The sequence below is a fragment of the Glutamicibacter sp. AGC46 genome (genome assembly GCF_053543715.1).
The window spans coordinates 339,495-352,765 of sequence record NZ_JBLVOJ010000012.1 but is presented as its reverse complement, the minus strand read 5'-3'; the positions used below and the strand labels follow the sequence as shown (position 1 = coordinate 352,765).

Below are 13,271 nucleotides of genomic sequence, written 5' to 3'. Positions count from 1 at the left end.
CCCCCCCCAAACTGCTTAATACTGCTCCGCGCTTAATCTTTCGTTGGCGATCAGCCCCGCCAGGCGAGCCACTTCGTTCACTACGTTGGCTGCGTCTTGCAAGGTTCGGGCCGCGGGGTGGCGCAGGTCGCCCGCTTGCGCGGCAATAGCGGTCCCCCACTGCGCTGATGACAATTGCAATCCCAGCACGAATAGCCCGCGGTGCGCCAGCCCATCGCTGTTGACCAGACGGTATGGTTCACCGACCACGTCGAAACCGGATCCAGGCAGGCTTTCGCCTTCCGTGTTCTTCCAAGTGTGCACGCGCGCTACGTGATCTCCCAAGAGCTGCTTTATCAGCGCCGCGTTATTTTGCAGCACGCGGTTACTGGGCATCATCGCTTCGCACATGGTCTTCGCAGTGTGCACCTCCGCATCTACCCAGGGCGAGGATGCGGTGAATTGCTCGGAAACCTCGTCGAAGCCGAACTCCGGGTCCGGGCCAAGGAAGGTTACGATCCCGGCGCGCGAAAGCGCCAGCAGCTGTTCAATGCGTTCCAGCGGCGGGCCTGAGGACAGTCCTTCGACCAGTGGCTCGAAGTGCGCTTGGATTTCTTCAATGCGCGACTGCTCGTCGATCACGCCGGAAGCAATCAGCTCCTTGACCAGCATGCGTCCGGCATTCATCGTCATGATGGCGCATGACAACGGGTCTTCTAGCCCGCCGGTGCTGTGCCGGGCATTGCCCACGAGGTAGTCGCGTACTGCCTGCTGGTATTGCTCATCGGAGCTGAACCCGAGTTCTTCAAATGGCCTTGCCAGCTTTGGCACATCGAGCCACTGCAATTGCGGGAACTGCCCGACGAACTTGCGCAGTTCGCTAAGCCACACTTGGCTTCCTTCATGGTGCTCCGCAGAGAGGATCGCTTCGAGCTGATCAACGAATTCTCGCTCATCGAGACCTTCCGGGGCACCATGCGCGCGAGCGCAAGTGCTGTAGTAGGCGAACAAGATGTCCCGGTGCAGTTTGGGCCAAATATGGCGTGAGAACACCAAGGAGGAGGCAGGGTTGGTGGCGCGTGCTTCGGCAAGGCGCCCGATGAGTTCCGGAACGTCGAAGTAGCGTAGTTCAATTTCATCAGGAATGAACTGCTCCACTACTGGCTTGCCCCAGTAGGGGGTACCTCGGCGCGAAGCTACGATCAGTGCCGGCTCCCGGCCTGAGCCGATGTACTGCAGGCGATGCCCCGGCTCGGTGCTGGCCTCACGGAAAATCCCGCCGCGGCCTGCCGTCAGCTCGGCCATGCCGTCAAAGAAATTCAAGCCCAACCCGCGGATCAACGCAGGCTGGCCCTCCTTGAACTGGGAGTAGTCGAGGTCCGCTGGAACATTCGGTGGCAGGTAGGTGGCCCCGGCTTGGGAGGCAGCTTCCTTGAGCTGCTTCTGCCATGGGTTCAGTTCTGCCGGCTGGTGGCCCAAGGCCAGCACCACAGCGTCAGCGGCCAGCTGACGGGTTTCGGCACCCTCCAGGTTACTGCGGAAATCGATCTGATAGGCGTTGCCGACGGGGCGGACCGCAACGACTTCTGCGGCTACATGTTCGATGCTGAAATTCTCGTGGGTGGCAAGTATCGCTGCGCTGCGCTCATACACGTGCTCGAGGTACTCGCCATAGATTGCGCGTGACGGATAGGAGCCGGGTTCAATTTGCCCGATCAGCTTGGCATGCTCATCGGTGAGCTTGCGTCCATCGCCGCGCAGTGCGACGAACTGGCGAAAGCTCAACCCCGGTTCATCGCCCAACCGTTCGGGGGTCACTGTCGGAAATGATGACGGGGTGTTCATCAGGAAATGCTCCGACTGTTTCGGGTTCCACACGTGGCCGGAGCCCGGAGGGAACGGATCAAAGACCGTAACTTTCAGAACGGTGCCTTGGGCCGGGAGTTTCAACGCCAAGTTAGCGAGTCTTTCAACCACGCTCGTGCCGCGTGGGCCTGCCCCGACAAGGGCCAGGCTGAACTCGTTCTTTGGTGTTGCTATCTCGCTGTTCACTCCTCTAGGTTATTACCTTTGGAACAGGGCATGGGCCAGACGCATAGACTATGGCCATGACTGAGCATGATTCTGAGGTTGCAAGCGCTGATCCGTATTCCTGGCTTGAAGTAATTCACGACGAAACGGCACTCGAATGGGTGCGGGATCAGACCCAGCGTACCGAGTCCGAGCTGTACGACGACTCGTTCCATGCCAATGCGGAGCGGATCAAAACGGTCTTGGATGCCCAAGACCGCATTCCCATGGTGACCAAGCGTGGCGATCATTACTACAACTTCTGGCGCGATTCAGCCCATCGTCTTGGACTTTGGCGTCGCACCACTTGGAATTCCTACCTCAGCGACGACCCGCAGTGGGAAATCCTATTGGATCTTGACCTGCATGCGCAGCTGGAAGGCCGCGAATGGCATTTCGCTGGTTCAGCACTTCTGCGTCCAGCGGCCGGCGGCGCCTACCAGCGGGCGCTGCTTCGCTTGAGTCCTGACGGCGGCGACCAGGTGCGCATTCGCGAATTCGATCTGGCCTCCAAGAACTTCGTTGCCGGCGGTTTCGACCTTCCCGTTGCGAAGACCCAAGCCTCGTGGATTGACCACGATACGTTGCTTGTCGGTTCCGCCAGCAGCGAGCAGTTCACGACCCGTTCGACCTACGCGAATACGTTGCGAAGGCTCAGCCGCGGCATGGAGATCGAAGAAGCGCCAATTCTCTTCCAAGTCGATAGAGAACATGTCGCAGCCTTCGGCTACTTCGATTCGTCTCCGGGATTCGAACGCGTGGTCACCACTGATGCCATCGACTTCTACAATTCCAATGCCGGTGTCCTCATCGACGGGGAACACCATCTGATCGATGTTCCAACCGATGTGCAGGTCAGCCTGCACCGGCAGTGGGTCCTCTTTGCTCCCCAAACCAATTGGGAACACCAGGGCCAGAAGATCGCTGCGGGTTCATTGGCTATCGCCCGGCTGGATAGATTCCTCGAGTCCGGCAGCATCGAGAAGGTTCTCTTCGTCCCGGATGCGCACACTGCGCTGGAATCACTGAGCTTTACCGCCAATTATCTGCTGCTCACCGTATTGCATGATGTGGCTTCGCAAGTGCGCATTATTGATCTCGCAGATCATTTCAGCCAGTCGGACATGCCGCTGATGGATCCAATGCTCAGCGTCTCGGTGGGAGCCGTTGATGATGAGGACCCGGAGCATGGCGATGACTATTGGATGACCATCACCGGATTCATTACCCCTACTACCTTGTTGCGCGGCACAGTTGGTTCGGCAGCAAAGGTCGTGAAGAAATCGCCGGATCGCTTTGATGCCGGTGGTTTTGAAGTCACCCAGCATTTTGCGTCCTCTGCGGACGGCACCAGGGTTCCATATTTCCAGGTCGCGGCATCCGTCCTGGTCCACGATGGGAAGAACCCGGTGCTGATGGACGGCTACGGCGGTTTCCAGCACAGCATGACTCCTGGCTATGCAGCCGCCATGGGCACCGGTTGGTTATCGCGGCGTACCGTTGAGGGCCGCAAACCGGTATACGTCATGGCCAACATTCGCGGTGGTGGCGAGTACGGGCCAGATTGGCATCGTGCTGCCCTGCGTGAAAAGCGCCATCGTGCCTACGAGGATTTCGCGGCCATCGCTCAGGACCTGGTGGCTCGCCGGGTGACGTCCCGCGCGCATTTGGCCGCGACAGGGCGTTCTAACGGCGGGTTGCTCATGGGCAATATGATCTCTGGCTATCCGCACTTGTTCGGAGCAATTTCCTGCGGCGTCCCGCTATTGGACATGCAGCGCTACACGCAGCTAGCTGCCGGCCATTCCTGGATTGCCGAGTACGGCGACCCGCAGGTTCCCGGGGACTGGGACTTCCTGCGGACTTTCTCCCCCGTGCATCGACTCACCGACCAGCCTCATCCAGCCAATGACTATCCGGCCTCGTTGATTTGGACCACGACTTCTGATGACCGTGTCGGCCCTTCGCAGGCACGCATCATGGCAGCCAAAATGATGGATCTGGGCATTGCCAATGTGCGGTACCACGAGCCACAGGGCGGTGGCCATGCCGGGTCAACGGATAACGAGTCAACCGCCAAAATGCTGGCGACCAGCTACGAATTCCTGTGGCGACAGGTGCGTTAGCTCTCTCGTTTTGGAACACGCGCCCATCTTCGGGTAGGCTAGATTCTGCTGGAAACAGCGGATGGACACGTGCCAGAGCGGCCGAATGGACTTCACTGCTAATGAAGGGTCGGGCTAAAACTCGACCGGGGGTTCAAATCCCCCCGTGTCCGCCAAGAACCCCCTACTCAGGTAGGGGGTTTTTCGTTCATATGGCACTTTTTCGACGAGAACGTTCCGAATACGGAAAATCCCCCGGATTCACCGATTTTTCGGTGAATCCGGGGGATTTTCAAAACTCCAGGACAGCAGTTTCTCCGCTACTGGTCGTCGCGCTTAACGAAGGTCCGCAGCATGTTCTGCACGATATCCTCTGGCAACGAGGTGTGGCGAACAATGATTTCCGACATCCGGTCCAGATCGGTATCGGCGATTGCGCCGAAGAGCGCTTCGCGGTCAGCTTCTGGAAGTTCGGCAGCATCGAAATGCACTGGACCATCCGGGCCCTGGCCTTCAAAGCGGAAGTCTGCAATATTGCCGTTGGCGCTCGCGCCAGACATGGGAGACGTCGCGATCATGCGTTCCAGGTCTTCGACCGGCAGATCCGTATAGCCGTGCAGGATCTTTGCCGCTTCTTCAAAATTGGAATCCCGCAGCATGGAGAATAGCTGGTCGTATTCATTTGCCGGCAGTTGTTCGCTGGAAAATTCGCGGTTCTCGCCATCAAGTTCGAACGCCATCTTGAAGTGCGTAGCACTTGGTTCCTGAAGGGAACTGAACTGCTCGCTCCATTCCTGGGGTACAACCCAAGTGTCATCGGCAGGTGCTGGTGTGGCATCCTCTGCGGCAGTGGCGGCCGCTTCACGATCTTCGCGCTCAACTTGAGCTTCGAGTTTGTCGCTCAAAGCCTTGATCTCGGCATCATCATTCGGCAATTCCTTGGCAGGGGCTGTCTGCGGGTACTTGTCGAGGCTGCGTACTGCAATCACGCAATCCTTGACCGAGTCGCCAGTAGCAGCGCGGAAATCCTTGACCGCGCCCATGACGTCGCCCTTGGCCAGATTGCGGTACACCGAATTGCGTGAAGCATCATCCAGCCTCGCGTTTGCCGCCTGCGCTGCTTCACGGGAAATCGCCTGCGCGATTTGCGCAGTGTTCTTCTTGCGCAGCGCTTGCAGACCGAAGTAGCCCAGGGCAATCACTGCGATGAGGACAACGAGCCAGATGAGAAATTCCATACTTCCAGACTACTTTGTTTAACTGTGCGATTACCCGGCTACGCCCAAAGTGAAAGGCATGACACCCGGTGCGCCGGCGATGCGCAGGGCCCGCCCAGCCATCGCCATGGACCACCGGGAATCAACCAGATCATCAACTAGCAGCACCGGCCCTGGAGCGTCGGCAATGAGCTGTTCGAGCTGCGTTGGAAGTTCAAAAGCATCGGCAACCGCAGCCACACGGAAAGCGGAATTCCCGCCCGGGCCATTCTGTGGTCCAGCACCGCGATATTCGAGCTGCCCCAGGTAGCGCAACCGTCCCACCTCAGCTAGGCCCTGAGCAAGGGAGGTGATCAGCTGGGGACGCTTATTCGATGGCATGGCTACAACGCCCACTGGACGTTCCTCCCAATTCCATTCGGCAAGCACCTTGATGCACGCATCGAACATCGCCTTGTCGATAGGGGAATCGGTGGGGTCGGCAAAGAGCTGGCGCAATCGGTTGCCCCACCCCAGGTCGGTCAGGCGAGCCAGCGCCCGGCCCGTGGCCACCTGCTCGTCAATAGCGATTTTGCCCTTGAGCGTGTACCCCAGCCGGTCCAGTCCCGAAGGGTACAGCTTGCGCGGTTCAATTGGAACTCCCACCCGTCCAAGTGCCGCCTGCGCGCTGTCCTTCGAATCGTCAGGAATATGGTCGTCAAACCAAACGCCAGCGCAGTTGTCGCACCGGCCGCAGGGAGCAGACTGGGGATCATCCAAGGCGTCGGTCAGAAACTGCATGCGGCATCCGCGAGTGTTCTCGTAACTGACCATGAGGTTTTGTTCATGGATTCGGCTCTGCGCCACTCGCTTGTACCGATCGGCATCATAGGTCCATGGCATGTCGGTGCGCATCCAGCCGCCGGCAACACGCTCCACCGCACCATCCACGGCCAGCACCTTCAGCAACAGCTCAAGTGGCGAGCGGCGAAGGTTCACGGCGCTTTCCAGCGCCGGGACGCTCATCGCACCGTCGGTCTTGGCCAAGGCCTCGAGCACCTGGGTGGCGCGTATCTGGTCCGGCATGGAGCTGGTGGCGAAGTATTCCCAAATTTCCGAGTCGTCAGGCCCGGGCAGCAGCAGGACATCTGCGTTGATGCTCCCACGCCCGGCACGGCCCACCTGCTGGTAGTAGGCCACGGGCGAGCTGGGGGCACCGATGTGCAAGACGAAACCGAGGTCTGGCTTGTCAAAGCCCATGCCCAAGGCGCTCGTGGCGATCAGCGCTTTCACTTCGTTATTCTTCAACGCTTGTTCAAGGCGTTCGCGTTCTTCCAAATCGGTGCGCCCGGTGTAGGCAGCAACTTCGTGCCCGGCGTCCTTGAGCAGGCGAGCAATATCCTCGGCCGCAGAAACCGTCAGGGTGTAGATAATGCCCGAGCCCTTGAAGTCCTCGATGTGGCTGAGCAACCAGGCTAACTGCATGCGCGGCGAAGCCAGACGCAGGACACCTAGGCGCAGCGAGTCGCGAGCCAGGGTGCCGCGCAGCGTGAAGACCTCCTCGGTGCCGCCGGCCAGCTGTTCGGCAACGTCCTGGACTACTCGGCTGTTCGCTGTTGCAGTGGTCGCCAAAACCGGGAGGCCCTGAGGCAATCGGGCGATCAGGTCCTGGATGCGGCGGTAATCCGGGCGGAAATCGTGGCCCCAGTCCGAAATGCAGTGCGCCTCGTCGATGACCAGCAGGCCCAAGCACTGCATCAACATCGGCAACTGCTGCTCGCGGAAGGATGGATTGTTCAAACGCTCCGGGGACACCAGCAGCACATCGAGCTCATTGCGTTGCAGCTTTTCGAGGATTTCACGCCATTCGAGCACATTGGCCGAATTGATGGCCGCAGCGCGGACTCCAGCACGCTCCGCGGCCGCAACCTGGTCGCGCATCAATGCCAGCAGCGGGGAAACGATCAGTGTTGGCCCGTAGCCCTGTTCTCGCAGCAGCAGGGAAGCGATGAAGTACACGGCGGACTTGCCCCAGCCGGTACGCTGGACGACCAGTGCGCGGCGCCGCTCGGCCACCAGTGCGCTGATCGCTTCATACTGGCCATCATGGAACTGCGCGTCCGGGTTTTGCACCAGTGCGCGCAGTTTCTGCAGTGCCAGCGTTTTCAGATCCACTTGCGTTGAGCCATCCATGCCTCCAGTATTTCAGTTCCTGCCCACGATTTAGCCCGTGGCGTCCGCTAATTGTGGATGAGCTCTCGCAAGCTGCGGTGCCGGCAGGGGAAAATAGCTGAAATGTTAGGCATTTCCCATCCGCAATCGCCTAGTTCTCAATGATTTGAATCAGTCAAACCGGTAGGCTGAAAGGCGTGAGTGAAGAAATTGATCTTAATCAGAGCTTTAAGGCCTACGACGTACGCGGCGTAGTCGGCGAGAACCTGGATGCCGAAGCAATTGAAGCCATCGGCGCGGCCTTTGTCGACGTCCTGTCCCTGTCCGGCAAGGAAGTACTGGTTGGCGGTGACATGCGCCCGTCTTCCGCAGAATTCGCCCAAGCCTTCGCTCGTGGCGCCACCTACCGCGGCGCCAACGTGATCATGCTCGGATTGATCTCCACCGATGAGCTGTACTTCGCATCGGGCAAGCTCAATGCCGCCGGTGTTGTCTTCACCGCCAGCCACAATCCCGCCCAGTACAACGGCATCAAGATGTCCAAGTCTGGCGCCCGCCCGATTTCTTCGGCTACCGGTCTTTTCGACATTCGCGACCTGGCCCAGCAGTACCTTGACGAGGGACTGCCGGTCTCCGGTGACGCCCCGCAGGGCAGCATCAGCGAGCGCGACGTGCTGGCCGACTATGCAGCTTACCTGCGAGAATTGGTGGACTTGTCGGGCATTCGTCCGCTGAAGATCGTGGTGGATGCCGGTAACGGTATGGGCGGCATGACTACCCCTGCAGTTCTTGGGGGCACGGTGCTCGCTGAGCTGCCGCTCGAAATTGTCCCGCTGTATTTCGAGCTGGATGGCACTTTCCCCAACCACCCGGCCAATCCGCTGGAACCGGAAAACCTCAAGGACCTGCAATCCGCAGTATTGGAGCATGGGGCCGATCTCGGCCTGGCTTTCGACGGCGATGCCGACCGCTGCTTCGTGATCGACGAGCGCGGGCTGCCGCTGTCCCCTTCGGCTATCACCGCACTGGTCGCGGTGCGCGAAATCGCCCGTGTGCAGGCAGCTGGCGAAGAGTCGCCAGTGATCATCCACAATTTGATCACTTCCAAGGCAGTGCCTGAATTCGTCGCCAAGTCCGGTGGCGTTCCGGTGATGACCCGCGTAGGCCACTCCTTCATCAAGGCTGAAATGGCTTCCCAGGGCGCGGTCTTCGGCGGCGAGCATTCCGCCCACTACTACTTCCGCGACTTCTACAATGCCGATACCGGCATGCTCGCTGCCATGCATGTGCTGGCCGCCTTGGGCGAGCAGGAACTGCCGCTCTCCGAGCTGGGTGCCGAATACGAACCCTACGCTGCCACCGGTGAAATCAATTCAGAGGTCGAGGACAAGGCAGGTGCCACTGCCCGGGTCGTGTCGCATTTCCAAGACCAGCCAGTAGAAGTGATCACCATGGACGGCACGACCATTTCAGCGGCCGATGGCAGCTGGTGGATCAATCTGCGCCCATCGAACACCGAACCATTCCTGCGTTTCAACGGCGAAGGCCGGACCGCAGAAATCATTGAGCCCATCCGCGATGCCGTTCTGGCTATCGTGCGTGAAAAGAACGTCACCAACTAGCAAAGGGAAGACATGAACCTCGAAGAACTGGATGAGGGCGTCAAGGACGCGCTGAACAAGGTCTTGGGCACCGCCCTGGGCGTGGCCCGCGAACAGCTCGAAGAGCAGGGCGTGTTCCTGCCTTTCGCGATCGCGCTGGAGCCGAAGGAAGAGGAAGACGAGCCGGAGCTGCGCTTGATCGCTGTTCCGCCAACGGATGATCCTGAGGATCCGGAAGCCGACATCGACACCGAAGCCATGGTTGCGGACCTGATGCAGGTGCTGAACCAGCAGGGCACCCACTTCCAGGCGATCGCCGTCGCCTCGGATGTGCTGCTCCAGGAAAACGACCAGGACGCCATCCACATTGTGGCCGAGCACCGTGTCGGTGCGGCGTTGGCCATCGTGCAGCCGTACACCATGCCTGCAGAGCCAGGCGGCGAATGGATCTTCGACGAGCCAGCGGCAGAATCGGCGGAAGCCATCTGGGCCAACGCGCTCTAGACCGCGGTTGGTGATTCCGGGGTCGGCATAGTCACCATGCTGACCCCGGAATGCTTTTCCCACGTAAAGTAGGAATCATGAAACTCAGTGCCTTCACCGACGTATGCTTGCGAACCGTCATGGTCCTTGCAACGCCCGGCACCGGGCAACTGACCAGCCGCCAGATCGCCGAGTCCGTGGGGGTTCCCTACAACCACGTGGCCAAAGCCGTTCTGGAACTGCGCACGCTGGGAATCCTGCAGGTCACCCGCGGCCGCAATGGCGGCGCGCAGCTGAGCGATGGAGCACTGGATTTTTCCCTCGGCTCACTGCTGCGCAAGTTGGACAAGCGCACCGATATTGTGGATTGCTCCGATCATGACGCGCAATCCAACTGCCCGCTTTCGGGCAACTGCCGCTTGCGGGCAGTCTTCCGGCAGGCTCGCGAAGCTTTCTACGCTTCACTGGACCCGCTGACCATCCAGGACATCTGCCCGGCATCATCCGCGATGCCCTTCACAGCGCTCCCCTTCCCGACAGTGCGCGCCCTTTCCTGATTCCCCTGCGGCCCCCGGGGGTCGCATCGCCGATTTCTGTTACGAATACCAGCCGGTGGATTTGCAATCCTTTTCTACTAGGCGTAGAAATGAATCATAAATCTTGTATCTGTAATACAAGTTATCGCCTACTCCAAGGAGACCCGATGCTGTCCACGAAGTCCTTCCCGGTCGTTGAAACCACGTTGCCAATCATCGCAGAGCGCATTTCGAGCATTACCCCGAACTTCTACAACCGCCTGTTCACCGCGCACCCGGAACTGCTCGACGGAATCTTCTCCCGTTCGAACCAGAAGAACGGCACCCAGCAGCAGGCCTTGGCGGGATCCATCGCAGTCTTCGCAACCTACTTGGTCAAGTACCCGGGCACCACCCCGGAAACCATGCTCGCGCGCGTAGCCCACAAGCACGCTTCCCTCGGTGTCGCCGAGGAGCAGTACCCCATCGTCTACAAGCACCTCTTCGACGCCATCGCCGAAGATCTGGGCGAGGCGCTGACTCCGCAGATCGCCGAGGCCTGGACCGAGGTCTACTGGCTGATGGCCCACGCGCTGGTCAAGATCGAGAGAGGCCTGTACGCGCAGCAGGCCAACGCTGAGATCTACACCCCATGGAAGCTTGTCGAGCGCATCGAAACCGGCGTTGATTCGGTCTGCTTCAGCTTCGAGCCAGCTGACCGGACCCCAGCCACCGTCGCCAAGCCGGGCCAATTCGTTTCGGTCCGCATGCCGATGGCCGACGGCCTGCGCCAGGTTCGCCAGTACACCTTGAGCGGCGACATCGGGCGAACCGACCGCCGCACCGTCACGGTCAAACTGGATGTGAACGGCGAATTCTCCCCGGTGATCCACCATGGCCTGAAGCTCGGCGACGTGGTGGAACTATCGAATCCGTATGGCGACCTGGTCATCGATGACGATGGCTCGCCACTGGTGATCGCCACCGCCGGAATCGGCTGCACCCCGAGTGCGGCCGCATTGCAAACCCTGGCCGCACGCGGCTCCACCCGCAAGGTCACCGTGCTGCACGCAGACCAGACGGCCACCGCCTGGCCATTGCGCGAGCAGATGCTCGAATCCATCGGCAAGCTGCCAGAAGCCACCATCAGCACCTGGTTCGAACGCGGGGAATTGCCGGAGGGGCTGAACGCCACGTCCGGCTACATGGATCTCGCCGGCGCACTGACCGGGAATGCCCAGGTCTACTTGTGCGGCCCGCTGCCATTCATGCATGCAATGCGCAACCAGGCGCTGGAAGCCGGCATCCCGGCCGAGCGTATCCACTACGAAGTCTTCGGCCCGGATGCATGGCTCGCCGCCTAGCTTCCTGGTGACAGAGCCGTGCTGCAGGTGGATCCATGGGGAATCCGCCTGCAGCACTTTTTTTGCCTTTATTTTCCGGTATCCGCAGGAGAATCCGGCTTGCCGCCCTGTTTCGGTGCCTTCTTCTTCAAATTGAACTTTTTCGGGTCCAGCTTTCGAGGATCGATTTTCCCGGCGAACCTGCCAGGCTTCTTCTGCCCGGCTTCTTGAGCTGGCGGCGCGGGCTCCCCGGCTTCCAGGTCCTGATTCGCCGGCGCTTCAGCGGCTTGTTCCACCGGTGTTGCTTTCGCGCCGGGTGCCGGCTTCGCAGCCTGCGGATCAACCAGGATCTGGTGCAGACCCGCATCGGAAATCCACTTGCGCAGCACCGAGTTGAACAGGATCGGGTTCTCGATATTCCATTGGTGGTGCATGCCCGGAACCACGCGCGTGATCACCTGCGGGAGCCTTGCGCGCAGCGCGTCAAAGGATTTCTGCACAACTTTCGGCTCCTTGGCTCCAGCGAGGGCCAGTACCGGGCCCCGGTAGGAGCCGAGCTTCTGAGGCAATCCCCCCGGGTCCATCTCGTCCATGATGGCCCGCATGTTCTCGGCTTTGAGCTTCACGCCGTGCTCGGTGAACAGCTCGCGCTCATCATCCACCATTCCGTAGGCACCAGCCTGGAAACGCCAGAACCACTCGCTGCCAATGAGCTTGAGCTGCATCCGCTGGAAAGCCCGGGCCGCCTGCCCCACACCGGTCACCGGAGTGCCGGTAATCAGCACGGAGTCAACGAGCTCCGGATGCCGGGCGGCCACGTGCAAAGCAATCACTCCGCCCAGGGAAATGCCAACCAGATGCACGCCGCCTTCGGAAACCTCGTCGGCGATCAAGGCGGCGACATCATCGGCGGCGGATTCCAGGCTATCCCAGGTCTCCTCGAACCGGGCACCAAAGGCCGGCAGGTGCAGCGTCAGGATGTTGCAGTCGCCAAAGGCCAGAACCTGCGGGTCCCAGCTCCAGTTGCCGACGTTTCCGCCGTGGAGGAAGACCAGGGTCTTCATCGACCGTTGCCCATCGTGATGCCGCCCGGGCTGCACTTCCGGATAATCGGTGGCATCACGCCCGGCACCGCTTGCAGGGGTCTTGTTCTGGTCTTTGGCTGCAGTCATGGCAAGTACTCCAATACCGCGTCGAGCCATTCCAGCTCCGCGGCTTGTTGTCGGATTGCATGGTCAAGTGTGGCAGCCATCAGGAAGCTGCGACGGTCCGCAGCGGCTCGCATGTCAATGCCTTCGCGCTGGGAGAGGTAGTCATCGAGGATGAACTGCGTGGCTTGGCGGCGTTCCTCCAGCAAGCTCTGGATATCATCGCGTTCGAGTTCGGCGGCGAAGAACACCTGCCCCATGAAGGGATCACGCTCGGGAGACTGCACCGCACCAGCAGAAAGCCACTGGGCCAGTGCCGCACGTCCCGTTTCCGTGATGTGGTGTTCCTGGCGGTCAGGGTAATTCGACTGCGCGACGGTGCGCACGGTGGCATACCCCTTGTCCACCAGCTGCGCCAAAGTGCGATAGATCTGCGCCTTGTCTGCGTTCCAGAAGTGGTTAATAGAGGAGTCAAAGTGCTTCTTGAGCTCGTAGCCAGTCATGGGCGACAAGCACAGCAGCCCGAGAATCAATCGTGCCAAAACCATAGAGCAATCTTTTCATAAATAGTTGATTTTGCACCCACTTTGCCCCGGCGTGTGGAAACTGTACCCGGATTGTGACAATTCCTCCGTGGCGCACGAGAACGCCCCCGTGGC

General features: G+C 60.2%; 10 protein-coding genes and 1 tRNA gene. 6 read left to right on the top strand and 5 right to left on the bottom strand.

The genetic code is table 11. The features are described from left to right. Window positions 1-15: 15 nt before the first annotated feature. Window positions 16-2,031, bottom strand: coding sequence for an FAD/NAD(P)-binding protein (locus ACNPM8_RS09860; protein WP_448939771.1), 2,016 nt, complete (start codon window positions 2,029-2,031; stop codon window positions 16-18). 56 nt (window positions 2,032-2,087) lie between these two features. Here ACNPM8_RS09860 and ACNPM8_RS09855 point away from each other — a divergent pair, with 56 nt between their 5' ends. After that, complete coding sequence (locus ACNPM8_RS09855) at window positions 2,088-4,175, top strand: prolyl oligopeptidase family serine peptidase (RefSeq protein ID WP_448939770.1); 2,088 nt, start codon at window positions 2,088-2,090, stop codon at window positions 4,173-4,175. Window positions 4,176-4,238: 63 nt separating this feature from the next. Then, window positions 4,239-4,330 (top strand) — tRNA-Ser (locus ACNPM8_RS09850). Between the two features lie 144 nt (window positions 4,331-4,474). Here ACNPM8_RS09850 and ACNPM8_RS09845 read toward each other — a convergent pair. Together ACNPM8_RS09845 and ACNPM8_RS09840 are read right to left on the bottom strand one after the other, a co-directional pair. Continuing rightward, window positions 4,475-5,392: a hypothetical protein gene (locus ACNPM8_RS09845; RefSeq protein WP_400342918.1), complete on the bottom strand. Its 918-nt coding sequence runs from the start codon at window positions 5,390-5,392 to the stop codon at window positions 4,475-4,477. A gap of 30 nt (window positions 5,393-5,422) precedes the next feature. Further along, window positions 5,423-7,543, bottom strand: a complete 2,121-nt coding sequence (locus ACNPM8_RS09840) for a RecQ family ATP-dependent DNA helicase (protein ID WP_448939769.1) — start codon at window positions 7,541-7,543, stop codon at window positions 5,423-5,425. Window positions 7,544-7,710: 167 nt separating this feature from the next. Here ACNPM8_RS09840 and ACNPM8_RS09835 point away from each other — a divergent pair, with 167 nt between their 5' ends. The 4 genes from ACNPM8_RS09835 to ACNPM8_RS09820 all read left to right on the top strand — a co-directional run bounded on the left by ACNPM8_RS09835 (window position 7,711) and on the right by ACNPM8_RS09820 (window position 11,485). After that, a complete protein-coding gene (locus tag ACNPM8_RS09835; RefSeq protein WP_166650881.1) occupies window positions 7,711-9,144 on the top strand; it encodes a phosphomannomutase/phosphoglucomutase in 1,434 nt (477 codons plus the stop codon). A gap of 12 nt (window positions 9,145-9,156) precedes the next feature. Continuing rightward, a complete protein-coding gene (locus ACNPM8_RS09830) occupies window positions 9,157-9,627 on the top strand; it encodes a hypothetical protein (protein WP_105658802.1) in 471 nt (156 codons plus the stop codon). Between the two features lie 77 nt (window positions 9,628-9,704). Next, window positions 9,705-10,163: an RrF2 family transcriptional regulator gene (locus ACNPM8_RS09825; RefSeq protein WP_332594999.1), complete on the top strand. Its 459-nt coding sequence runs from the start codon at window positions 9,705-9,707 to the stop codon at window positions 10,161-10,163. A 146-nt stretch (window positions 10,164-10,309) separates the two neighbouring features. Next, a complete protein-coding gene (locus ACNPM8_RS09820; RefSeq protein ID WP_448939768.1) occupies window positions 10,310-11,485 on the top strand; it encodes a globin domain-containing protein in 1,176 nt (391 codons plus the stop codon). A gap of 68 nt (window positions 11,486-11,553) precedes the next feature. Here the strand turns inward: ACNPM8_RS09820 and ACNPM8_RS09815 are convergent, their stop codons facing one another. Together ACNPM8_RS09815 and ACNPM8_RS09810 are read right to left on the bottom strand one after the other, a co-directional pair. After that, on the bottom strand, window positions 11,554-12,636 hold the full coding sequence (locus ACNPM8_RS09815) for an alpha/beta fold hydrolase (protein WP_448939767.1): 1,083 nt from the start codon (window positions 12,634-12,636) through the stop codon (window positions 11,554-11,556). Beyond that, window positions 12,633-13,160 (bottom strand): PadR family transcriptional regulator, encoded by a 528-nt coding sequence (locus ACNPM8_RS09810; protein WP_105658806.1) that lies wholly within the window; start codon window positions 13,158-13,160, stop codon window positions 12,633-12,635. Before ACNPM8_RS09810 ends, ACNPM8_RS09815 begins: the two co-directional genes overlap by 4 nt. Between the last annotated feature and the right edge of the window lie 111 nt (window positions 13,161-13,271).